The organism is Microbacterium sp. GXF0217 (assembly GCF_054798195.1).
Genome location: NZ_JBSJZG010000003.1, coordinates 19163 through 43331, shown reverse-complemented (window position 1 = coordinate 43331; position 24169 = coordinate 19163). Strand labels below are relative to the sequence as shown.

Annotated in this window: 14 protein-coding genes; 3 read left to right on the top strand and 11 right to left on the bottom strand. The window is 66.6% G+C overall.

Annotation, left to right across the window (positions count from 1 at the left end):
* Window positions 1-55 precede the first annotated feature (55 nt).
* Both ACWAT3_RS06410 and ACWAT3_RS06405 read left to right on the top strand, forming a co-directional pair.
* Complete coding sequence (locus ACWAT3_RS06410; protein ID WP_460796837.1) at window positions 56-2044, top strand: DUF2264 domain-containing protein; 1989 nt, start codon at window positions 56-58, stop codon at window positions 2042-2044.
* Entirely contained in the window at window positions 2041-3042 is a 1002-nt protein-coding gene (locus ACWAT3_RS06405) for a hydroxyacid dehydrogenase (RefSeq protein ID WP_460796835.1), read from the top strand. Before ACWAT3_RS06410 ends, ACWAT3_RS06405 begins: the two co-directional genes overlap by 4 nt.
* 137 nt (window positions 3043-3179) lie before the next feature.
* On the opposite strand, the gene ACWAT3_RS06400 is transcribed toward ACWAT3_RS06405, so the two are convergent.
* The 8 genes from ACWAT3_RS06400 to ACWAT3_RS06365 all read right to left on the bottom strand — a co-directional run bounded on the left by ACWAT3_RS06400 (window position 3180) and on the right by ACWAT3_RS06365 (window position 17319).
* Window positions 3180-4244, bottom strand: a complete 1065-nt coding sequence (locus tag ACWAT3_RS06400) for a rhamnogalacturonan acetylesterase (protein WP_460796834.1) — start codon at window positions 4242-4244, stop codon at window positions 3180-3182.
* 110 nt (window positions 4245-4354) lie between these two features.
* Complete coding sequence (locus tag ACWAT3_RS06395; RefSeq protein ID WP_460796832.1) at window positions 4355-7417, bottom strand: family 43 glycosylhydrolase; 3063 nt, start codon at window positions 7415-7417, stop codon at window positions 4355-4357.
* Window positions 7418-7694: 277 nt separating this feature from the next.
* Window positions 7695-10637 carry a DUF5107 domain-containing protein gene (locus ACWAT3_RS06390; RefSeq protein ID WP_460796831.1) on the bottom strand — a complete coding sequence of 981 codons (2943 nt, stop codon included), beginning with the start codon at window positions 10635-10637 and terminating at the stop codon, window positions 7695-7697.
* Between the two features lie 190 nt (window positions 10638-10827).
* Window positions 10828-11775, bottom strand: coding sequence for an aldose 1-epimerase family protein (locus ACWAT3_RS06385; protein WP_460796829.1), 948 nt, complete (start codon window positions 11773-11775; stop codon window positions 10828-10830).
* 3 nt (window positions 11776-11778) lie between these two features.
* Window positions 11779-14052 carry a beta-galactosidase gene (locus ACWAT3_RS06380; RefSeq protein ID WP_460796827.1) on the bottom strand — a complete coding sequence of 758 codons (2274 nt, stop codon included), beginning with the start codon at window positions 14050-14052 and terminating at the stop codon, window positions 11779-11781.
* Between the two features lie 38 nt (window positions 14053-14090).
* Window positions 14091-15029 carry a carbohydrate ABC transporter permease gene (locus ACWAT3_RS06375; protein ID WP_460796825.1) on the bottom strand — a complete coding sequence of 313 codons (939 nt, stop codon included), beginning with the start codon at window positions 15027-15029 and terminating at the stop codon, window positions 14091-14093.
* A gap of 5 nt (window positions 15030-15034) precedes the next feature.
* Window positions 15035-16009, bottom strand: a complete 975-nt coding sequence (locus ACWAT3_RS06370; RefSeq protein WP_460796824.1) for a carbohydrate ABC transporter permease — start codon at window positions 16007-16009, stop codon at window positions 15035-15037.
* Window positions 16006-17319, bottom strand: a complete 1314-nt coding sequence (locus ACWAT3_RS06365) for an extracellular solute-binding protein (protein ID WP_460796822.1) — start codon at window positions 17317-17319, stop codon at window positions 16006-16008. The genes ACWAT3_RS06370 and ACWAT3_RS06365 overlap by 4 nt, the downstream gene beginning before the upstream one ends.
* A 245-nt stretch (window positions 17320-17564) precedes the next feature.
* Between ACWAT3_RS06365 and ACWAT3_RS06360 the strand changes: the two genes are divergently transcribed.
* Window positions 17565-18455, top strand: coding sequence for a helix-turn-helix domain-containing protein (locus tag ACWAT3_RS06360; protein ID WP_460796820.1), 891 nt, complete (start codon window positions 17565-17567; stop codon window positions 18453-18455).
* 18 nt (window positions 18456-18473) lie between these two features.
* On the opposite strand, the gene ACWAT3_RS06355 is transcribed toward ACWAT3_RS06360, so the two are convergent.
* From ACWAT3_RS06355 to ACWAT3_RS06345, 3 genes are all read right to left on the bottom strand, one after another.
* Window positions 18474-19781, bottom strand: a complete 1308-nt coding sequence (locus ACWAT3_RS06355; RefSeq protein WP_460796818.1) for a cellulase-like family protein — start codon at window positions 19779-19781, stop codon at window positions 18474-18476.
* A gap of 155 nt (window positions 19782-19936) precedes the next feature.
* Window positions 19937-20605, bottom strand: coding sequence for a hypothetical protein (locus ACWAT3_RS06350; RefSeq protein ID WP_460796817.1), 669 nt, complete (start codon window positions 20603-20605; stop codon window positions 19937-19939).
* An 85-nt stretch (window positions 20606-20690) separates the two neighbouring features.
* Complete coding sequence (locus tag ACWAT3_RS06345; RefSeq protein ID WP_460796815.1) at window positions 20691-24101, bottom strand: rhamnogalacturonan lyase family protein; 3411 nt, start codon at window positions 24099-24101, stop codon at window positions 20691-20693.
* Window positions 24102-24169 lie beyond the last annotated feature (68 nt).

The window sequence follows — 24169 nt, the reverse complement described above, 5'->3', positions numbered from 1 at the left end:
ACGTTTTTGTCCGTTCGTCAGGTCGAACGGTCAATAGTCGTGCAATGTAGCAGGTGTGACGACGAAGCCGCATCCCCTCGCTGACGCCGACGGCACCGAGCAGCGGCAGGCGTTGTTGACGCTCGCCGATCGTCTGGTGGGCGCCGCCTGGAGGCACGCATCCCCCTCCGGATCGCTGATCCGCGTTCCCGGACCGCAGAGCGGATCCGGCGCATGGAGCGACGGCCTCGAGGGCTTCGCCAGAACCTTCCTCGCCGCGGCCTTCCGGGTGCGCGGTGCGGACGGCGACGACCCGCACGGTCACCTCGAGCGCTATGCCGCAGGTCTCGCCGCGGGTGTGGACCCCGCCGGCGACGAGCGGTGGCCGCGCATCACCGAGCGCCGGCAGGCGGTGCCCGAGGCGGCATCGATCGCGATCTGCCTCGCCGAGACGCGTCCGTGGCTGTGGGACCGGCTGCCCGATCGCACACGTCAGCAGGTCATCGAGTGGATGAGCGGCATCCTCGGAATGACAGGCTTCCGAAGCAATTGGCTGTGGTTCCAGAACGTGATCGAGGCGTTCCTCGTCTCGGTGGGTTCCGACGCAGATCCGGACGACCTCGCCCGCAACGAGGCATTCGCCGAGAGCCTGTACGTCGGTGACGGCTGGTATTCGGATAGCTTCGGACGCGACGGCGAACGGCAGAGCTTCGATTGGTACGCCGGTTGGGCGTGGCACGTCTACCCGCTGTTCGAGTCACGGATCCGTGGCGAGCAGCTTGCTGACGTGCACCGGGATCGCTTGCGAGCGTTTCTCGACCAGGCGCGGCACCTCATCGGCTCTGCCGGCGCACCCGTGCTGATCGGGCGCTCGGCGGGTTACCGGTTCGCGACGCTCGCACCGTTCTGGGCCGGTGTGCTGGCCGACGCGACGCCGCTGGCGACGGGACGGACTCGAGAGATCGCGGCGCGGAGCATCGGCCACTTCCTGGATGCCGGGGCGATCGATGAGGCAGGCCTCCTCTCGATCGGCTGGCACCGGGAGTTCACCCCGATCCGACAGTTCTACTCCGGCTCGTCGTCGCCGTACTGGGCCAGCAAGGGGTTGATGGGTCTGCTGCTGCCCGCCGAGCACGAGGAGTGGGCGACTCAGGTCCCCGCTCCGGTCGAGCGCGGCGAGCGGACGACCGCACTGGCAGTGCCCGGATGGCTCGTCGTCGAAACCCCGGAGGACGGCATCGTGCGCGTGCTCAACCATGGCTCGGACCGCATGCACGAAGCGCGCATCGCCGTGCGTGCGGACGACCCGTTCTATCGGCGCATCGGATATTCGAATGCGACGTCCCCGCAGTTGGGTGCGGATGCCGTGGCGGCCCCGCGCGAGTCGAATGCGACGCTGCTGGACGCCCAGGGGCTCCCCGCGCACCGCGACGGCATCGAACGCATCCACTTCGGCGAGCGGGTCGCGGTCTCGCGGTCGCGGGTGCACTGGTTGGACACCCCGGGCAGCATCCATCCGTCGGCGGACGCGGGGTGGGCCGGGCTCCGGCGCGGTCCTGTGCTGACCGTCGCCTCCGTCGTCAACAAGGCGACGGAGCTGCGCGTGGCGTGGTGGAGCGCGGTCGCCAGGTCCACCGGTCAGGCCTGCTCGGCCGCCGAAGCGGATGCGGAGGCCCTCTGGCCTGTCGACGCCGGGCCGTGGCGGATGTCTTTCGGGGGTTGGCCGCTCGCGTCCGCCGACGTGACCGGGGAAGCCGTTCTCGCGGAGGCTCGGGTCACCACGGGGTCCCGCCACTCGGTCGTACGCGGGTTGGGACCTGATGCCGCGGGACGCATCATTCGGCGAGAAGGGACCGATCCGTTCGCATCGGTATCGCTCACGCCCGTCGTCGAGACGCTCGGCCCGGTACCGGAGCGCACCCTGACGGCCGCGCTCATCTCGTTTGCGTCCGAGCCCTGCCACCTTCACGAGCCGGCCGTCCTGATCTCAGGAGGCGGAATCGAGATCCGTTGGCCCGACGGTCAGATGGATCTCGTGCCGACGCGGGAGAAGGTGACCTGGTGACGCGGCTCAAGGTCGTGCTGGCGATGCGCGACACGGCGCTTGCCGATCAACTGATGACCAGTGACGCGCGTGAACGCCTGGCGGCATTCGCGGATCTGAGCTGGCGCGTCCTCTGCGACCCGCTGGACGCGTCCTTCGGCGCCGAGCTCGCCGAAGCCGATGCCCTGCTGACCGGCTGGGGTGCGCCTGCCGTGGATCATGCCCTCCTCGAGCGCGCGCCCGGCTTGCGCGCGGTGGCGCACGCGGCCGGTTCGCTGAAGCGGATCGTCACGCCCGCCGCGTGGGAACGCGGCATCCGGTTCTCCACTGCCGCCGCCGAGAACGGACTCCCCGTCGCCGAGTACACGCTGTCGATGATCCTGCTCTCCGGTAAGCGTGTGTTCGATGCCTCGGAGCACGTCAGGGCCCACCGGACACTGACATGGACGCCCTCCTCCGCCTTCGGCAACGCCGGCGCGGTGGTCGGGATCGTCGGCGCGTCACGCATCGGCCGACGCGTGCTCGAGCTGTTGGAACCCTTCGACCTCACCGTCCTGCTGTCGGATCCGACCGTCTCGGAGCTCGACGCTGCGGCGCTCGGGGCCACCCTTCTGCCGCTTGACCAGTTGCTGCGGCGTTCGTCGGTCGTGTCCCTGCATGCTCCGCTGCTTCCGGAGACCACCGGGTTGATCGGATCTCGGGAACTGGCCCTGATGCCGGACGGAGCGACCCTCGTCAACACAGCTCGCGGTGCGATCGTCGACACCGACGCGCTGGTCGCCGAACTGACCGCCGGTCGCCTGCGAGCGATCCTCGATGTCACCGATCCCGAACCCCTGCCGCAGAACCACGCCCTGTACACCACTCCGGGCACGATACTCACGCCGCATGTGGCCGGCGCGCTCGGCAATGAGCTGACTCGGTTGGGCGCGCACGCCGTCGCCGAGCTCGAGCGGTTCGCCGCGACCGGGTCGTTCGCGGACGAGGTGCTGTCGGCTTCGCTCGCCGCTATCGCGTGAGGCGGACGCTGGGCCAGTAAGTGGCCGAGATGCGAGCGGGACCGGCGTGTTGCCGCTCCGTCTCAAATCCGCGCTGGTCGACCCCGCGAGGTGGGCGGCACGCTCGCAACGATCGCGCCGCCCACCTCGATAACGGGTCAGTTGGCTGAGTTCCAGTAGCGTTCGGGCACCAGCCCGAGGTCATGGAGGGCACCTGCGACCAGCTCCGCATACACCGTGGCGCCGTATTCCGACGTGTGGGTGCGGTCGCCGTTCTGGCGGATCATGTAGATCGGCTCGGAATCGACCGGGCCGAGCCGTTCGACCAGCTCTTCGCTCATGGCGGTGAGATCGATGAGAGGGACTCCGAGGTCGGCGGCCACGTTGCGCATCTCGGCGGGCAGGTCCGCCTCGCCCGTGACGATCAGACCGATGGAGTTGAGCTGGCCATCCTCGAACCTGTGCCGCACGATGGGCGTGACAAGCACAGGCGTCGCACCGGCCGCGCGGGCGCGCGTGACCATCTCAGTGAGGTTGGCTCGGTAGTTCTCCGCGGTCGTCGTCTTGTCGTTGTGCGCAAGCTGGACGAGCATCACGTCGCCAGGCCGCAGTTGCGGCTCCAGCGAATCGAACATCACGTACTTGGCGAGGACCGACGTCGTACTCTCCCCCGAGCCGGAGTGGTTTATCACGCTGATACCGCGTCCGAAGTACGCCGGAAGCTGCTGTCCCCAGCCGGCATACGGAACCCAGCTCTGATCGGTGACGGTGGAGTCGCCGACAAGAGCGATCCTGGTCGTCCGTTCGGAGGCCTCCTGAATGCCGATGGCTGAGACGCGCGGAGCGTCGCCGGCGAACGTGAGCGTGAGACCGGGGTTGCCTTCGCCGTCCCTCCCGTTCTGCTGCGCTTCGGGATTGCGCACGTTGACGGTGAATGTACGCCGCTCCAGCTCGCCGGCGTCAGTTGCGACGGTGTCGACCATGAGGCGGCGGGTCTCGGCCTGTACCAGCGTGCTGGCGGCCTCGCGCCTGTCCCCGAGCATGACCGTGACGTCGTAGTGGCCAGGCGGCAGATCGGGGTAGGTGCAGACGATGCTCCCGCTGTCTGTGGTGGCGCACTGTTCGAGCAGGACACGGTCCGGGCGCGGGGCGTTCTGCCCTCCGGCGTGCGCGGATGCTGCTGGCGCGACGGCGATCGACGCTGCGACGGCGACGGTGCACACCACCGCCGAGAGTGCTCGCCGTCCCGGTCTGACACGCGTCGGATTTCTGAATGTCATTGAGTCATCTTCCTTTCCTCGATGGGCCCGGGCATCGTCGCCCCGGCCCATGGTCATTCACCGTCCTGATCCGGACTCAGGGTCCAGGGCCCGTTCGCATCTCCCGGCTGCTGATCACGGGTCCGCCGCCCGGCCGTGTAGTACTGACCTTCGTGAAGGACGACGTCGCCCCTCATGAAGATCCGCGACGGTGTCCATAAGACGTCCCCGTCGGGCAAGGCGACGTGCTCCTGCCACGGCCCGGTCGTATCGCCGGGCGCCTGGTCGAGCGTCCGCCAGCCGGCCACCCACTTGGTGCCCTCGTGGATGACTTCGTCGCCCCTCTTGTACACGTCCGTCGGCGACCAGGCGCGGAGCGTCGAGATGCTCACGGACTCGGACGGCAGCTCGGCCCCGACTGCGGCGAGATCCTCGGCGACGGCGAACTGTACGTCGACCGTTCCGACCTCACCAGTGGAGAATCCGCTCACGACATACTGCGATACCGGAAGTTCTGCCGAAGTGCCGTCGTCGCGGACCACTGTGACGACCGTCTTCTCGTCGTCGAACGCGGCGCCCACGGCGTACAGCGTCGGTGTCTCGATATCGGTGATCGCGACGACGGCGCTCTCCAACGAATCTGCGGCGGCCGACAGCGACTCTCGGGCCGCGTCGATCTCCGATTGCGATGCCTTCGAGTCCGCCAGCACCGTCGTCGCCGAGCCGAGCGCGGCGTCGAACGCGTTCCACGACGCTGCCGTGAACTTCTCAACATCTCGCCCGGTGTTCTGATCGACCAGCGATTGAAGCTCCGTCCTGTCGACCGTCTGCTTCCGCAACGACAGCGCGTCGACGCTGATCCCGGTGCCGCCGGCCCCACGGGCCTGGATGCTCACGGTCGCCGTGCCGCCGGTGAGCTCGAGGCCGGCGATCGACGATGTCTCCCAGCCATCGGTCGTCCGGTTCAGGTCGAGCTCGTATTCCTGTCCCTCAGCTCCGGTGATCAGGGCGCGCGCGTGCTCGAGTCCGGCGGCCGTCTTCACCGAGAGGCTGAACTCGTAAACGCCGTCGGGGATCTCAACCGTCTGACTCGCTGATCCGGAGTACGCCTCCGCAGCGCCGAGGTGCAGCCCGAAGCGCGTGTCGCCGGCACCGGGCGACTCGTTGCCGATGAAGGTCGAGCTCACGGAGCCGTCGTCGATGTGGTTCGTCCAGCCCGTGAGAGTCCCCACGGAGATGCGGTCCGCGGCGAACTCCGGATTGAGGACGTAGTTGTTGTCCGGCCCGACGCGCCACTCACCGGTCGTCGCGTTGAACTCCCAGTCGCTGACGGAGTGGAATCTCAGATCGTCGCCCTCTTCGGTGATCGGGACCCACTGGTTGTACCCCAGGCCGTTCCACGCGAAGTCCGCCCAACGGTCGCCCGCGTACAGCACCGTGTCCTGCTTCGTCCCCTCGACGGTGACGAAGAATCCCGTCTGCGTGACGTGGCTGTAATCCTCCGCCGTCCCGTCGAGAACGAACTCCGTCGAATACTCGCCCTGGATGTCGTCGGTGAGCGACTCGATCACATAGTTCGGTGAGGTGTTCCACCCGTGGAGCGCAGAAGCGGCCATGTAATAGGTGTCGTCGAGCTTGAACATCGCGTTGCCCTCACGGCCCTCGGGGTTGGACCCGATCTGCGTCGCAGGCTCGATGGTCAGCGAGTCCGAGTCCGACAGCTTGCTGACGAACGCCTTTGCGCGGCCGTTCTTGTTCGAGAAGACGAGATAGTCGTTCCCGTCGTCGTCGGTGAACACCGTCTGATCGCCGGTCGCCTGCGTCGGGGAGTTCTCGACTTGGCGCTGGATGTTGCCGAACGCGAAGTCGTCAGTCGGGGAATCGCCCTGAAGCAGGAGCACGCCGGATTGGCCGTCGGGGTCGGGGAACTTGCTCTGGCCGACCTGGATCGGCAGCACGTACTTTCCCGTGTTCTCGTTGTACGCGACGCCCAGGCGTCCGAGCCAGCTCGCGTCGGCCAGCGTCTCCATCTGGGAGAAGCCGACCCCCTTCTCGACGGGGATGTGCAGGCGCGTGTCCTTCGTCGCCACCTCGTTCTCGAACGTCCAGTTGACGAGATCCTTCGAGGAGTAGACCGGAATGGACTCGAACGTGTCGTCCTGATCGAACTTCCGCGTCGGGTCCGCGTGATACAGCTCGGCACCGGTGTAGCGCACTCCATACCAGTAGTAGGTGTCGCCGAAGCGGAAGATCCCGCCACCCTGCGAATAGATCGGGTTGCCGTCGGTGTCGGTCCAGAAGGTGTTGTTGGTGATGCGCTCGAAGCTTCCGTCCGACAGGGGCAGGAGCGCCGAGGCAGTGGCCTGCAGTGCGTTCTTCGTTGCGACGATGTCTCCCGAGGTGGCTCCTGCGTCCTCGAGCACCGCTCCCGCTGCGTCGAGCGCCTGCGCGAACGGACCCCACGAGTCCGCGCTGAAGTCGACGGGGACACGAGTCCGATAGCCGGCGACGATGTCGCGCAGTCCGCGGATCATCACCAGATCGTCGCTCGCCTGCTGCAGCACGGCGCGAGCGGCCTCGCGCTCCTCCGGCGTCCCCTCACCGCTCACGAGCAACGCCGATGCCGCTGCCCTCGCGTCGGCGAATGCGGGCCAACTCGACGCCGTATAGTCTTCTTCGACTTTGTCCTCCATGGCGGCGTAAAGCCGCTGAAGCGGATCGATCGGCTCCGCCGCTCCGCTCTTGAAGAGGGCGGATGCGTGATCGACCCCCGCTCCCACGACCACGACCCGCAGGGTGTGGTCCGTGTCAGTCAGCCCTCCGTGGGTGAAGAGGCGTCGCACCGTGCCGTTCGTCGACGCGCCGTAGTCGATGGTTCCCACCAGGACGTCGTCCACGTAGACCTCGCCGACCCCGTGTCCGCTGCGCGTGTTGCCGTACAGCTCCAGCGTGTGGCCGGCGAACGCGATCTCGAACGCGCAGCCGTCCGGCGCCCAGCTGACGGCGCTGTAGTGATCCCACTCCTCCCCTTCCGGGCATTCGTAGTAGGTCAGGTTCGGTGTGCCGCGCTCGGAGGTGATCTGCTTGTGCGTGACCGTGACGAGTGTCTCAGCGGCAGCGGCCGGTGTCGACGACACGGATATCGACAATCCTGCTGCGACCAGCAGAACTACCACGAGGCCTGCCAGCCTCTGGACCACGATGGACGACGATGCGTGCGACATGATTCCCTGTTCTGCGGACACCGGACACCCATGGCCTGGTCCGCACCTCATTGGACGAAGCGCTGCGGTACGGCTTCGCCTACGTCGTTGTAGCTCACCCGATTGGGCGACTGTCCCCACTCTCGTGAACTTCCATAGGTCTCGAACAGGACGAATCTGTTCGAGACCTATGGAGGAACCCGCGGTTCGGTCAGCTCCGGGAGAAGAGGAGAAGGTCCGGCAGACTGGTGGCGAAGTAGTCGACCTCGCCGTCGTCGTGTCGCGCAACCGGCGGCGTGTATGCGGGCCGGCCTTCACCCAGGCTGAGCGGCGGCTCCGCCAGCGACAGCCCGAGCGCCTCACGCGCCCGATCCCACACCCCGAGTACCTGACCTTCGCCGCCTTCCCATGGCTGGAAGGTCCGACTCTCGATGAGCGCGAGCGCCTGCTCGGGGGCACCGGTCCTGATCAGCAGATCTGCGTAGGCGACGATGAGGTCGTCCCTCGTCGCGACGACGTCGAATCGGGCGGACAGCCGAGCGAATCGGATGGCGTCAGCCTCCCCCAGCCGTACCGCGAGCTGGTCGCGCTCGAAGAGCAGACGTGCGTCGCCCGGATCCAGACGAACAGCATGCTCGTAGTGCTGCACAGCGCGCTCATCGTTGTGCGCGACGTTGTAGCTCGCGAGCCCGGCATTGCGATGCAGGATCGGATCCTCTGAGCCGTCGGCGATCGCCCGCTCCCACAGTTCGAGGGCCTCATCCCGGCGGCCGGCATCGTAGAGCAGCATTCCGAGCAGGGATGCCGCGACCGGATCGTCCTCGGCCGTCAGCGCTGCCGAGAGGGCGTCCTGATCATCCAGGCCGGCAGGGAAGCACCAGCGACGATCGGCTGAGCGCGCCGCGGCGCGCTCAGCGCTCGCCTCCTCACTGCGACCGAGACGCTGCAGCAGAGCCGCACGGTGGTAGTGGGCCAGTGGCCCGGCGTTCCCGGAGGCGCTCGGCGTCGTCCTGGTCGCCTCGTCCAGGACGTTCAGGGCCTCGTCCGTCTCGCCCGCCTGGGCGAGTTCGACGGCCATGTCAAGCAACGTGCGACCGTCGCCGGGGAACACCCCCGAGTCGAGGTAGGCGAGCAACGGGTCGAGCGGATCCTGTTCTCGAAGTGCCTCAAGAACCCGGGCTGCTTCGACGTGTCGCGCCAGGCGCCGCAGGACGACGACGCGCAGCGCTCCTCGTCGACGATCGTCCGCGGCAACGACGTCGAGCTCCTCCAGATCGCGGAGCGCGGCGTTCGGATCTCCGGCGCGCGCCGACTGCCGCGCCATCTCCAAGCCGGCGGACGCGACGAAGGCGGCGTCCCAGAACGCCTTCGCGAAGGCGCGCCGGGCGGCGGCCTCATCGCCGCGTCGCTGCTCGACCAGTCCGAGCAGATAGAGAGCGTCCGCATGACGCGGGTTGGCGTTGCGCGCGTTGAGCCGAACGAGCGCCCGTCCGAGCAGGTCCTTGGCGCGCTCGTACGAGCCGGCGCGATACGAGAGTTCGGCGAGCCCGGTCAGCACCCGGGCGTCTGCGGGGTCGCGGCGCAGCGCCTCCTCCCAATACGGCAGCGGCGAACGGCTGGGGTGCCGGTACTGCACGAGATGCAGCCCGATCAGGTACAGCTCGTCGTTGCTCGACACGTCTGCGGGTGCCGGCGGTGCCGATGCCGTCCACGGTTCTTCGCCGTCGCTCGGCTCGGGCGCACGCCATGCGACCAGCGTGTCGCCTTCCGCTGAAAGCAGCGCCACGGACAAACCGGGGGCGTAGGCGACGTCGGTCTCGACCTGCCAGGCGACACCGGGGGCGAGGTCCGCCGTGTGGGCCGCCAGGACTGTTCCGGCAGCATCCCGAATCTCGAGCTGCGCATCCGGTCGAGGCGAGGTGACCGCCGCCCTCACCTCCAGGCGTCCGTCACGATCGACATGGATGGCAGCATCCGGCGTCGCCTGGTGAGCGACTCCGATCCGAGGAATCGGGTACCAGTACTGGCTGAATCGCTTGGTCTCCCCAGGAGCGAGCCAGGTGAAGTCCGGCTGGTTGTCGGTGTACACGCCCGCCATCAGTTCGACGTACGGTCCGTCGGCGTCGGTGAGAAGCCGGTCCCAGGCATGCCCGAACGGCGAGTTCCCCCAGGTCCACTGCTTCTTCCCCGGCGCGACCCGCCGGTCGGCCCAGTGCACGAAGCCCGCTCCCGCGTCGTGATCGTAGCCTCCGAAGAACTCGTGCTCCGTGTCCACGATCATGTATGAGGTCGGTACCGGGATGTTCCGGTACCAGTCGATGCGATCGGCACCCGGGTCCTGGCGGGCGCGCTCCTGGTAGTCGACACCGTAGTACGGCCGATCCGCCCGGGGAAAGGACGTGAGGGCCCGCCGCGCATGATCGGCGACGTGCCGGACGTCCTCGGGGAAGAACGATTGGTATTCGTCGTGCACGCGCGCCGCGACGTTCGCCCACCACAGGAATGTCTGACTGAGGCTCGTCCGGTTGTGAAGACGCACATCCACACGCACGGTCGAGCTGTCCCCCCCGACATGGATGCCGTGCGTACCGCGCATGCGGGCGAACGGGTCGTGGTCGCTGCACCAGACGGTGACGCTGCCATCTTCGTGACGCTCGATGGTGGACTCGACGGGGAGGAAGGTCGCTGGTCTGTGGTGCTGCGGCCAGTTGAACTCGACGCCGCCGCTCATCCACGGGCCCGTGAGGCCAACAAGAGCGGGCTTGATGACGTTGTTGCGGTAGAAGAAGTCGTACCCGGTGGTCTTGTCGTACCCGATGTGGATGCGTCCGCCGAGCTCGGGCAGGATCATCAGGCGGATGTACTGATTCTCGATGTGCACCGCGTTCCAGCGGCGCACCACGGGTGTGGCGGAGATGCGCTCCACGAACGGCAGCGGATACACCCGCCCGCTCGATCCCTGGTAGACCCTCTGATCGAGATACATCGGGTACGTCGAGGGGTCATTCGGCTCATAGGTGGCGATGTCCACGGCCTCGTACCAGGCCACCGCACGGCCGGCATCGAGATCCGCCTGGAGCGCAGCGGGGACTTCGGGCAGGACGAGTTCCGCGGTCGCGTGATCGACGGGACGCATTGTGGTGTCGGTGGACATGATCTCCTCAAGGAAAGGCCGCCGCGCATCCATGTGCGGCGGTGAGCACATGTCATGACACTATGACGGCGCTCCCGCGCTCAGTGAGAACGATCTGCGCTCCCAATATGGACGAATCAGCGACCCGAGAAATTGCGCCTTCTTGGACAGCGCTTACGCACATCGATGCTGCATGGATGTTTCCGCCGCGCTAGGAGACCGTGGATCGGATCCGACGAATGGCCGACGCCGCCTGCACCGCGGCCCCCGCCTCGAGCGCCAGCAGATCGATGCCCGAGTTCAACGCGTCCGGCGGACACGTCATCGGCTCGACGGCGATCGCCGCCCGGTGGTCGCCGCCGACGGCTTCATCCGCGGTATAGATCTGCACCCATCGATACGCCGCGTCGCAGGCGAGTTCGACCCCGTTCCCCTGTGCGTCGGTCACCCGTATCCTCACCCAGCCGTCATCATCGCGGCGCAGCGCACCGAACGCATGGTTGATGACCGCCGCCCCGATCGGACGGCGCTCGCGGAAGTCGACTCCCGCGAGCTCGACCCTCTCCCGTTCGATCGGAAGCAACCGGTCATCAGAAATCCGCAGCACGTCGTCCGCGGGGAGTTGGAGGCTCCAGCCGTCGATCGCCGAGGGCCATGCGGGGCCCGCCTGCAGGTACGGGTGCACTCCTATGCCGAGCGGCGCGATCTGGTCGCTGAGGTTCGTCGCGCGCACGATCTGCTCGAGGCCCGTCGCGCTCAACTGGAACGTCACGTCGAAGCGCACGCGCCACGGGTAGCCTGCGCCATGCTCGAGAACGCGGGAGAGCGTGATCCGATCATGCGTCTGCTGCGAGAGCGCGAAGTCGAGCTCGGAGACGAGCCCATGGGAGGCATTGCGCCGTTCGGGCTCGTTGATCGACAGCTGATGGGTCCTTCCGCGGAACGTGTATCGCCCGCCATCGGTCCGATTCGGCCAGGGCGCCAGGAGCGCTCCACGCATCGACGGACGTTCCTCATCGGCGTGGAACGGTGCGATCAGGTCCCCTTCGATGTCGCGGAGCACGCGGAGGGAGGCGCCGACCGAGGCGACGACCGCCTCGTAGCCTCCGGCCCGCAGCCGGTACTGCGCGCCGGAGCGCGGGCGCCTCCCTGAGTTCACGTCTCAGGCCGCAGAGATCCAGCGGGCGGAGACCACCCGCTCGACGCGGATCACCGCGCCGAGGCGACCGGCAGCGTCGACTCGGGCTCTGACTTCGGCATCGAGATCGACCACGCTGTGAGCCGCGATCGGAGTCACGTGGAGGGTCAGGTCCGTACCGGGATCCAGCTCGGTGACGTCGATGCGCCAGGGGAGGCCATCCCAGAACCGGTCCCGGATGACGACCCCGTCGGCGCGCAACTGAGCGACGTCGCCCTCCCAGTCGACCACGATCTCGACGAGATCTCCGTTCGCGGGCGGCGCCGCCTGCGGCAGGTCGAGCCGCCAAATACCCGCGACCTCTTCGAACTGCACGGTATCGGGGGCAGCGGAACGCCCCATCGACTCGCCATAGCGCGCCGGCGGTTCACCGACCGGGCGCAGCTCCTGCGTTGCGACCCGCGTCGATGCGGGCCGTCCGTCGGTGCGCAACGGAACCGGGACGAACCGTCCGCCGCGCCAGACGCGGACGGCAGGATCCAACCCGGCGCGCGCGACCACCCCTTCCGGCTCGCGCCAGAGGGCATCAGCAGACTCGAAGAGCTCGGAACCGAGGTACCACAGCCGGTCCGCCTGCTCCTCGTCGACAACGAGAATCTGCAAGGCTGCATCGACGTCGAGCACATCACCCGGCACGAGATCGACGGGAGCCGCAGCATCCACCCGCTCCCCTGCATGCGTGACGTGAGCGCCGTCCTCGAAACGCACCTGGGCCGGGATGCCCTCATGGGCACGCAGTACCAGAGTCGACGCGGCGCCGCGCACGACCCCCGAGACCGACGCCGTCGCCCACTCGATCCGCACGCCGGCGACATCCTGCCGCAGCGGCCAGCGGCCGATGACGCCGGTAGGGATGTCGATGGGACGATCGGGGACGATCAGGTCGCCGTCGGCGAACGGGATCCGGAACTGCACGTCGGGCACCGCGGACAGCGGCTCGTAGGGCTGATGCGTATTGAGGAAGAGGAATCCGCTCCTGTCGTCGCCGCGAACCGCCCACCGGAGGGCATCCCGGTCGTGCACATCGACGGGCGCGTCCTCGGGAAGCGAGCTGAAGCTGTCTGCGAGACGCGGACCGAACGCCGCCAGAAACGCGTTGTGATCGCGCAGCGGCCCGAGGCTCGGCCCGGGGCGCCCCGTCGCACCGAACGCCGCCTGAAAGTCGTAGTCGAACCGCGGCAGATCATTCGGATACCCCGTAGCCAGGCTCTCCTGCAGATGATCGGCCGGGTTCACGCCCCCGGCATACATGTAGAAGCCCTGCCACGCCGAACCATTCCCGATCTTCACATTCGCGACGGCGGCGATATCTCGTCCTCGGGCGATCGGGCGTCGGTGGTAGGCCGTGGCCATCCCGCCGCCGAGCTCGCAGGTGGATGGCGGGAACTCGGGATCGACAGGGCGTACGACGATCTCGGCCCCTTCCTCGCGGAAGTCTCCGCCCACGCCAGGGTCGTCCCAGACATGGGTGAAGCGGAAGTGGTCGCGGAAACTGTCGTCCCACGTCGACCCCTGCCCGGCCCAGAACCCGTCGGCGTAGCCGCTGTACAGGGGGAAGACGTCGTGCAGGGGCAGGATCGCACCGCCCCAGCCGGTCGCCGTCCACAGCGGTGCGCTGAGCCCCGCCTCGCGGGCGATCGTCTTCAACGTGGCGATGTGGCCCGGCTGGTCGTACAGCTCGTTTTCGAGCTGGATGCCGACGATCGGCCTGTCCGGACCGCAGAACGGCTTCACCTGGTCGGCGATCGCGCCGTACCAGCGCCGAACCAGATCCAGGTACTCGGGGTCATCGGTGCGCGCTCGGTCGCCGACGGCGGATACCACCCAATCCGGATGCCCGCCGTTGCGGACCTCACCGTGGCACCAGGGTCCGATTCGGAGGATCACGTCGACGCCGACGCGCTCCGCCGTCTCGAGGAAGCCGGCGACGTCGAGGTCGCCGTCGAATCGGACCTGTCCCTGCTCGCGCTCGTGATGGATCCAGAAGACGTAGGTCGACACGGACGTCAGCCCCGACGCCACCATCAGGCGCAATTGCTCCTCCCACCGTCGACGGGGGATGCGGCTGAAATGCAGCTCCCCGGTCACCGGGATCGTCGGCGTCCCGCCCACCTCGATCCAGCGACTGGTCAGGCGCATCCGCTCGTGCGGATCCTCCGTGTTGCTCATCGCCGGGACGATGAGCGGCGGTCGCGCATCCCGAAGACGGATGCTGGTCGGCGTGGTGGTGAGGGACATGCTTCTCCTCGTGGCGGATCGAACAGGGGAACGGACAGTCAGCCCTTGACAGCGGAGCCGAGGCCGGAGCTCATGAAGTACTTCTGCGTGAAGAGGAAGACGACGACGACCGGCAGCAGATACAGGATGGAGCCTGCGGCCTGCAAGGTGACGATCGCCTCGCCTCGCGGATCGACATAACCCGCCGCCATTGCGACCGCGAGTGTCGTGTTCTTGAGATTGAGCAGGAGCGCCGGGGCGAGATAGTCTCCCCACGACCAGGTGAAAGTGAGGATCAGTGACGTCAGCAGCGCCGGACGGGCGAGCGGCAGGAAGATGAACACGTAGGTGCGCAACCAGCCTGCCCCGTCGATGACGGCGGCCTCCTCCAGCTCCATCGGGATGGAGCTGAAGAACTGTCGGAACAGGAAGATGAGATACGGCGCACCCGACAGGCCCCACAGGACCCATGGCCAGTAGGTGTTCACCAGCCCGATCCTGGCGAACAGGATGTAGGTGGGGATCAGCGTTGCGACGGCCGGAATCATCATCGAGCCGATCACGACGGTGAACAGCACGTTCTTGCCCTTCGCTCGCAGTCGCGCGAACGCGAACCCGACCGTCGCGCTGCTGAGCGTCGTGAGGACGGAGCTGATCACGCTGAGGAACAACGTATTCATCGTGTAGGCGGCGAAGTCGATCCTGGTCAGCGCCTCCCAGTAGTTCGACCACTCCGGCGAACTCAGATCGAGCAGACCGAGCGCCCCTTCGGAGAGCTGGAGCTGGTCGGCGAGGGAGGTCAGCACGATCCACACGAAGGGGATGCCGAAGATGGCGACGGCGATGACGACGAGAATGTAGATCCAGGCCGAGGCCTTCTGTCCCTGCGCGGTGGCGCGTGCCACTCGCCGACGCTGTGCGCGCGGGCTTCCCGTACCCGGCGCGATGAGCGCCGCGGTGGAGTCGGGCACGTCCGTGGAGAGAGTGTTCTGAAGCATGGTGCTCACCGTTCGTTGGATTCGCCGTTGTCGACCTGATAGAAGACGACGCGGCTGCTGACGCGCTGGATCACCAGGGTCAACGCGAGGATGGCGATGAAGAAGATCCACAGCATCGCGGACCCGTAACCGAACCGGCTGTTGGTGAAGAATTCTTGGTACACCTGAACCATGTAGAGCGTGGAGCTCTCGGGGACGAGGCTCGCTTGAGCGATCTTGTTGGATTCCACCAGGAGCAGCGGCTGCACCATGATCTGGAGCGCACCGATGATCCCGGTGACGACCTGGAAGTACAGCACCGGAGATATCAGCGGGACCGTGATGTGCCAGATGATCCGCAGTGGCCCGGCGCCGTCCAGCCGCGCCGCCTCCTCGAGCTCAGCGGGAACGTCCTGCAGCGCGGCGAGGATGATGATCATCCCCCCGCCCAGCCCCCACAACGTCATCACGATCAGGGCGTAGAACGACAGCGGGTCCGCGAGCCAGACCTGGCCGGTGCCGCCGAACAACTCGATGATTCCGTTGAGGAGACCGGACTCGCGGTTGAAGATGAGGCGCCACATGATCGCGACGGCGACGATGGGGACCACAGAAGGCACGAAGAAGATCGCACGGACGAGTCCGCGCGCACGGATGCGGCGGTTGACCAGAATGGCGAGGAACAGACCGCCGGCCACACTCAACGGGACGACGATCGCCGCGTACGCGATCGTGCGGACCAGCGACTCCCAGACCTCGGCGTCCCGGAAGATCTCCACATAGTTGCGGAAACCGATGAAGCGCCAGATCGGCGAGTATCCGTCGAAGTTCGTGAAGCTGACGCCCAGCGCATACAGCACGGGTGCCAGAGTCAGGAAGATGAAACCGAGGATCCACGGGGACGCGAAGAGGTAGAAGGTGCGCGCCCGGTACCGACGCCATCCGCGGCCGCGGGTGGGAACCCCCGCGGCCGCGACTGGTGCGCTCAAGGTGCTCGTCATCCGAGCTGGTCCTTGCCCTGGGCGATCAGCTTGTTGCCCTCCGCCTCGATCGCGGCGAGCGCTTCTTGGACGGACTGCTCCGCCTTGATGACCGAGAGCAGCTCCGCCTCGAATGCGGCCTCGAACGACTTGGGGTTGAGGTACTTGGACTCCGAGATCGGCCCCAGGTACTGGACCTCTTCTTGCGCGAGCTCGAAGGCCTGCTCCTGGAACGGCTGCTCGGTGGGGATGTTCTCCCACAGCGACTCGAGAGCCGGCAGGCCCCACCCGCTCGAAGCGCGCTCGACCGCGGGAGTTCCTGCGAAGAAGTACTCCATGACGCGCCAGGCCTCATCCTTGGCGTCCGACCCGTCCGGAATATAGCCGCCGATGCCACCGAGCACAGGGCTGATCCGCTCGTCGAACGTCGGTGCGGGCACCAGCGACGCCGTCTCCGCTACCGTCGCCCCCTCCTCGGTGTTGAGGTTCCCGCCGAACCAGAACCCATCCTTCGTCGCAGCCATGCGTCCTGCGAGGAAGACGGGAGCGTCCTGCGCCTCGGCGAGCGGGTTGAGAGCGCTCGGGCCGAGCTCCTCCTTGGCGAAGTCGACGAGCCACTGCAGCGCCCGTTCTCCTTCCGGAGTATTGACCGTGATCTCCGTGCCATCGCTGTTATAGATCTCGTGGCCCTGCTGGGCGATCATCGTCAGGAAGGTGCTGGCCACACCCCACTGCCACTCGATGCCCAACGGGTACTCGACGCCCGCGGCCTTGAGCTGCCGGCCCTTCTCGAGGAGATCGTCCCAGTTCGTCGGCTCCGTCGTACTGAGGGGCTCGACACCCGCCTGCTCGAAGATCGCCTCGTTCTGCCAGAAAGTGACGTCAGGGCTGAAGTCCTTGACGAGGCCCATCTGCTCGCCCTGGCCGCGGTGCTCGCCGTCCCACTGCCAGAGCTTGTTGACGTCGAGCAGGTCATCCTCAGTGATGACGTCGCTCGCGGCGATGTAGTCATCGAGAGGCGTGGCCAGGCCGCGGGCGAAGAGGTTCGCCGTGGGACCGGCGCGCACGAAGTCAGGCGGATCGCCGGCGGCGACCATCGCGTTGAGCCGGTTCTCGTCGTACTCGATGAACTCGATCGTGATATCGGGGTTGTCGGCTTCGAACTCGGCGATGTGGTCGGCCGTGAATTCGTTGCTCGCGTACATGACGGTGACGGTGGTGTCGCCATCGCCACCGGTTGCTCCGCCACCGGCGGTGCAACCGGTGAGCAGGACGGCCCCTGTGACTGTGAAAGCACCGATTGCGAGTCGGGTGCGAGGGTGGTTGGACATCGATGTCCCCTTCCGCTGAGTGTAGGTATGCAGGCGTGATGCGGTGGATACAGAGGTGACTTTATGTGCTCACGCCCGTGATGAAGCAGAACGATTCCTCGCCTTCACATGGACGAAACGACGTTGGCTGCATCATGGATCGCTGAAAACACCATCATCTGCATGCAGAAACACCGCATTCTGTCGACTGGCGCTAAATTGTCGATAGACGAACCTATGAAGCTTCGGAACGGAGACCGCTCACCATGTACATGCATGAGGGCTTCCTCGGACAGCGTCTGCGCGTGCTCCCCCGCCCGGTCGTGCGTGAGGCGCAGACACAACCCATCGTGCGACGGATGCTCGTCACTGACGCCGGCTACTTCCCCCACGCCGCGCAGCACGGCCGCGCTCGCATCAGCGGCGCAGCCCAGACAATCGTCATCCTCTGCACCGACGGCTCGGGTTGGGTCGAGATCGGCGATGCCGGCCCACTCCGCGTCGAGCGCGGTTCCGTGGCGATCCTTCCGCCGGGGACGCGGCACCGCTACCGCGCCGACAGCGCCGACCCGTGGACAATCTGGTGGGCGCACGTGACCGGATCAGACGTCGACGATTTCCTCACGGCCATTTTCGCGGACGGTCGCGGTCCGATCGTCGAACTGCACGACGTGTACTCCGCTGTGCAATCGCTGGAGGAAGCTGTCGCGGCGCTCGAGGAGGACGAGACGATGCCGATGCTGTTCGCCGCCGCTGGCGCGCTGTGGAGACTGCTCGCACAGATCACTTCGAGCGCGATGCGCGGCACCGCGGTCACGCACGATCGCATCCGGCATGTGCAGGACTACCTGCGCAACAACCTGGACACCGCGTTCTCCGTGCCAGAGCTCGCCGCGATGGCGGGACTGAGCACGTCGCATTTCTCGGCGCTGTTCCGCAGCTCCGCCGGCACGTCGGTGAAGGACTACCTGAAGCGCCTGCGCAGCGCGAGAGCTCGGGAGCTTCTCCTCACCACCGAGATGACGATCTCCGAGATCGCTATGTCGGTCGGGTACGACGACGCGCTCTACTTCTCTCGTCAGTTCCGAGCCATCAACGGCGTCAGCCCGTCGGAGTTCCGACGGCAGGCGGACTTCGTACTCGTCGCTCCAGCGTAGGGCCGATGTCCAGCGACGTCAGCCGTCGGTGAAACGTGCAGTGCACTCCACTTGGAGCGGGACATCCGACCACATGGCGTGCTGCGGGGCTGCGTTCGAGCAGACGACCGTCCCCCAAGCGCCGACGCGGGCGGACTCCTCAATCGCCAGTCGGCAGAACGCCGCGCCGATCGGCCCCTCTTCGAATGTGCCGCGCAGCGGCGTGTACCCGATCCAGCCTTCTCCGAACACTGTTGGGATGCCGCGTTCAGCGGCACGGTCGGCGGCGACATCGAGCCAGGTCCGGAGAATCCGCACCATCTCATGATGGTGACTCTGATACCGCTCGTAGAGGAACCGATCGAATGCGGTCGCATCGACCCAGTCCATGAAGAAGATCTCCGGCTTGCCGACGATCGTGGCCTTCATCTTCCAGGCAACGTCCTCGGGAAGTACCCACTCGACGGGATCGGGGGCGTCCGAACGTAGCAGACCTGCCGCGCGGACCGACTGCACGGGGAACGAGGCGAGGTCCCCGCGGAGATCAAACGCGGCCGTGACCTCGTCCAGTACGCCGTAGACGTATGGGTGGGTCACGAGCACATCGATCTGCTTCGGGAGAGCCCGCATGGCCGCTACCGGCACGTGCGCGTAGTTGACAGTCACCGGACGATCCGGCTGCCGCCGATGGAATTCAGCCAAGCCGCGTTCCAAACGCGGTTCGAGTGCACGAATCGTCGCGATCTCGTCTGCGGGAATCACGTCCAGCCCCTCGACGAGATGACCGTACTGGACCTCGTTGTGCAGTTCTGTGAAGGCGATCCTGTCATCCAGATCGCGCTCGGCCAGGAAATCGATGAGGTCCGCGAGCGACTCGGCCAGCCGCACCGCTCGATCATCCGGCTCGACGGCGCGCAGGGCATCCCACCAGTCGCTCGTCGTCGCGAAGGCCGAGGACTGCTGATACTCCCACGACGAGAGGATCGCGTACATGTCGTGGCGTTTCAGCGTCTCAAACAGTCGGACGAGGTGGGCTCGGCCATCGAGACGCGTAGGCGAGGCGACGTCATACCACCTCACCTGCTGCGCGTATGGTCCACCGAGGCGGTCGAGGTGCAGGGCCGTGGTATCCAATCCCGACCCGAACAGCAGGAACGGCATGGCGCAGATGCGCACAGTGTTGTACCCACGCGCCACTGCCTCCTCGACAACCCGATCAAGGTCCTCGAACGGCTCTCCGGGTCCCGTCCGTACGTACCAGGAGAAGTCCCACAGCGTGATCGTGAGCTTCCGCGGGAGGTGCGGCGGAATCGCAACGGGCAGATAGCGGCCGTGCTCGACGTTCATATCAGTCCTTCACCGCTCTTGCGGATCGACGCTGTCGGTAATCCGCCACGCGGAAGACACCTCCTGTAGCGCTCCGTTCACGCTAGATGCCGCCCGCCATGTTGACGATGGTCGAAACGATGTCGTGCATGGATGAATCGACCCCACCTTGATGCTCAGGCCGAAGTGCGGCGCGGACGGCGCGGCACTGCCATGATCGCGAGCGCCGCACATCCGACGGCGGGTATGAACAGCGGAACGAGCGCCCAGGTCACTGCGACCACGAAGACACCGGTCGCAAGGAGATACAGGGCTCCGACGGGATCTTCGCGGAGCACAATCGGGAGAGAACGCAGCGCCTGCCTCCACCCGCCGTCCGGCTCCCACTCTCCGGTCACGGCGAGCACTGCGGTCGCTGTCGCAGCGAGACCCAGCCACCCGACGACCGCTACGACGGGGCCGCCGGGCAGAGCACCGGATCTGGCCAGATCGATGTCGAGCAGGAACAGCGCGATGAGGATTGCGCCGACCAGACCGACGACCGCGCCGCCCGGCAGCGCGCGCACGACGTCTCGCCAGAACAGCGTCAGCCGGGAATCCTCGGCACGTACGAAACGGCGCAGATGACGAATGCCGGCAGCCAGACCGGCCGGCAGGGAGATGATCGCCAGTCCGACCACCGTCACGAGCAGACCGACGAGAAGCACCTCGCCCAGCAGAGCGAACCAGTTCCGAGCCCCCACGGATTCGCCGTCAGGCGATTCCGCAGATGCCGGACCGCTGCCGTCGCGTTCGCGGCGCAGCCGCACCCGACGTTCTCGCGCTGATTCATCGCGTTCACTCATGGCTGCTCCTCGACTCCATTCTCTGCCCGAACGCCCGTCTCCGCCTCCGCAGACCACGGAGGCGCAGACGGCCGCTCGCTTTCGGCTAGTTCAGAACGAATGTCGTCGTCTGCGTGTTGCCCGCGATGTCGTACACGACCAGCGTGTTCTCGCCCCTCACGGCGCCGAACTTTCCGGGCTTGATGTGATTCACATCGGACCAGGTGTTGTCCGTGAGGTCCTTGACTGTCCCGTTGATCTCGACCCTGTCGATCTTCCCGGCATCGTAGAGCTTGAAACTGACCTGCTCGTAAGTTCCACCATCGCCCACCGTGAACTTGCGACCTTCCTTGAGCGTCACCTGGGGTGCGGTGGCGTCGATCGTGACACTGAACGTCTTCGTCTTCGAGATGTTCCCCGCGGCATCCTGCGCGTTGTACTTCACCGTGTACGCGCCGTCCGGCAGAGGGACGGAAGCCTCGTGCGCACCGGAGGTGCCGCTGACCCGGGTCTGCGTGCTCTTCACGAGTGTGTCTCCCTGATAGATGTTGGCCACGATGCGCTGAAGTCCACGATCGTCGGTCGCCGCGACGGCGAGGTCGAGGGTAGTGAACGGTCCACTGGACGAGGGCGTCGAGAGGTCGACCTGCGGCCGTTCAGTGTCCTGCTCCGGTGCGTTCACGTAGCGGATGTGGGCGGCAGGCGGCTCCTGCATGTCATGCCCGATGAAATAGCTCGGCCGCGGCGGCTGGTTGTATGCCGTGTTCTCCCACGCCACAGACTGCCGATACTGGGAGTCGTGCATCAGCGTGGGGATTCTCAGCTCGGTCGGATCGACCGTCGTGATGATCCGCAGCGCGGTGCCGTCCGCATGCCGGAGCACCAGCTCCTCGCGCCAGTCGCCGAACAGGTCGGCCTGGAGCAGGGGCTGCGCCTGGGTGCCGTTGGTCAGGGTGCCATCCGCCTGATAGATCACGGACTGCGTGCTGGTCCCCGGATCCCACTTGGAGATCTGTCCGACGCCGGCACGGAGCACGGGATCATACGGGTGGGTGACCAGTTCGCGCAGCGGATCGCCGTCCCAATACGCCGTGAACGTCGCATCCGGAATGACGTCGGAGAGCAATTCGCCCTCCGACGTCTTGAGCCACCCGTCGACGCTCTGGATCTGGGCCTTGTCCGGGTGCCACGCTTCCGCGCCGGGGTGGTTCGGATCGATGTCAGCGATGGAGCCGCGGCCGGTGTCGTACGGCCCCTCGGTCTTCCACAGAACCTCGCCGGTCTCGGCGTCACGCATCGCGGCCATGACATTGCCGTTCTTGGACTGGTTCTCGAATGTGCTGAAGATCTCGAGTCCTGGGCGATCGATCACGTGATCACCCACGTGCAGCACGTCACCGTGCCGAAGGTTCGAGTTGTACAGCGGGGTGCCGTCGTCGTCGATGGTCATCGCGCCGTAGACGACCTCGTCGACTCCGTCGCGGTCGACATCCGTGATGGTGAGGTTGTGATTGCCCTGCTCTTCGTACTGGTCGCCCCACTCATCGGAGTCGAAGACCCAGCGCTGCGTGAGCTCGCCGTCGCGGAAGTCCCATGCGCCGAGTACGGCGCGGGTGTAGTACCCGCGGCTGAACATCAGGCTCGGGTGCTCTCCGTCAAAGTAACCGACGCCTGCGAGGAAGCGGTCGACGCGGTTGCCGTAGGTGTCGCCCCACGCCGCCACCTCTCCACGTTCCGGCACGAAGTCGACCGTGTCCAGCGCGGCCCCAGACAGCCCGTCGAACACTGTCAGGAATTCGGGTCCTTCGAGTACGTAGCCGGTCGAGTTGCGGTGATCTGCGTGCGCGTCTCCGATGACCGTCCCCTGACCGTCGGTCGTACCGTCGGCCGTCTTGAAGGCGACTTCGGCGCGGCCATCACCGTCCAGATCGAACACCTGGAACTGCGTGTAGTGCGCGCCGGCACGGATGTTGACACCGAGATCCATGCGCCACAGCCGCGTGCCGTCGAGCTCGTAGGCATCGAGGTAGACGTTGCCGGTGTATCCCGCCTGCGAGTTGTCCTTGGAATTGCTCGGATTCCAGAGCAGGACGATCTCGTAATCGCCGTCCCCATCGAGGTCACCGACACTCGAATCTCCTGCATAGTACGAGTACGCCTCGCCCGCAGGCGTCACGCCGTCGGCCGGCTTCTGCAAGGGAACATCGAGATGCTGCTCCGACCAGACGCCGAACGTCTCGGTCACACGCTGCTCGCGACCGTCGATCATCGCCGTGATCTCGTACTGCGACTCCGGGGTGCCGGCGGTGTCGACGAAGTTCGTCGCGCCCGTTACGGGCGTCGTGTTGATCTTGCGGCCATCGCGGTAGACGTCGAAGGCGAGGTCGCGCGAATCCAGCCCGAGGAGTCTCCACCCGACGTAGACGCCCTGTTCCACCGCCACAGCCACCGGGGCGCGATCGAGGTACTCGACGTCGCGAACGAGCGTCGTCGTGACATCGGTCGTGAGCGTCTCGGACGGCGCGGAGTAGCCGCCGGCGTTTCCGGCGACGACCTGATACAGGTACGGGCGCGTGGTCAGGACGTCTTCGTCCGTCCACGCCGGTTCGGTGGTCGTGGCGACGAGGGAGAACGGAATGTCTGCACGCGTGGTGCGATACACCTTCCATTGCTGCACGTCCGCGTCGCTCCACTCCAGCGCGATTGCGCGCTCCTCCGTGGAGGTCGCCGTGAGTCCCGAGGGCGCCCCCGGTGCGGAGACATCGGAGTCGATGACCGCGACCTCGATCTTCGAGCTCAGCTCGGAGGTGCGGTCGCCCTGCACGGCACGGACGGCGTATCCGAATGTCTCGCTGAGGGCGACGTCCGAATCGATGAACTCCGCGGAATCGACCTCGGCGATGAGTTCGAGTTCCGTCGTCTCGCTGGAGCGGTACACCTCGTAGCCGGTCGCGTCGGCGACGGCATCCCAGGTGAGAGCTACGGTCGGATCGTCGGCGACCACCACTTCGGCCGCGAGCGCGGAGGGGATCGACAGCGGCGAGCGAACCACGATGCCATTGATGCGCCCGTCCCGCGCACCGCGCACGTTCAGTCGCCCGTCCGTGACCTCGACCACGGTGAGCCGCTCATCGGCGACACCGGCGGAGCCCCGACTGTTGTAGGTTGTACCCTCCACGGTGAGGTCCGTCGTGTTTCCGGCGGTGAGGTCGCCACTCCACGTCGTGACTTCGTACGTCCCATCCGGGAGGTCCACGACGAATTCCCACGCGCCATTGACGAAATCCCGGAGCATCAGGTCGCCGTCCCCGGCGCCGGTGCGGTCACGGAAGGTCGTCCCTCCGGAAACGAACCCGTACCCGAGGTCGGCCGAGTACGCACTCCCTGCGGCGATCCCGGTCCACCCGTCCGCCACCGGGGATGAGGGACCACCGAAGTCGAATCGGAACTCCGTCTCCGCTGCGACGGCGGCCGAGGAGGAAATCAGGCACCCTGCGACGAGCGCCAATCCCGTCACGGCCGCCCCTGTGGCTCGGCACAACGCCGACTGTCGTTTCCTGTTCATCTGATCTTCCTTGATCCTTC

Excerpts from the sequence above, each read along its gene's own strand:
- ACWAT3_RS06360 (WP_460796820.1), top strand. The coding sequence starts at position 17,565 with ATGTACATGCATGAGGGCTTCCTCGGACAGCGTCTGCGCGTGCTCCCC.
- ACWAT3_RS06355 (WP_460796818.1), bottom strand. The coding sequence starts at position 19,781 with ATGAACGTCGAGCACGGCCGCTATCTGCCCGTTGCGATTCCGCCGCAC.
- ACWAT3_RS06375 (WP_460796825.1), bottom strand. The coding sequence starts at position 15,029 with ATGCTTCAGAACACTCTCTCCACGGACGTGCCCGACTCCACCGCGGCG.
- ACWAT3_RS06390 (WP_460796831.1), bottom strand. The coding sequence starts at position 10,637 with ATGTCCACCGACACCACAATGCGTCCCGTCGATCACGCGACCGCGGAA.
- ACWAT3_RS06380 (WP_460796827.1), bottom strand. The coding sequence starts at position 14,052 with ATGTCCCTCACCACCACGCCGACCAGCATCCGTCTTCGGGATGCGCGA.
- ACWAT3_RS06370 (WP_460796824.1), bottom strand. The coding sequence starts at position 16,009 with ATGACGAGCACCTTGAGCGCACCAGTCGCGGCCGCGGGGGTTCCCACC.
- ACWAT3_RS06350 (WP_460796817.1), bottom strand. The coding sequence starts at position 20,605 with ATGAGTGAACGCGATGAATCAGCGCGAGAACGTCGGGTGCGGCTGCGC.
- ACWAT3_RS06365 (WP_460796822.1), bottom strand. The coding sequence starts at position 17,319 with ATGTCCAACCACCCTCGCACCCGACTCGCAATCGGTGCTTTCACAGTC.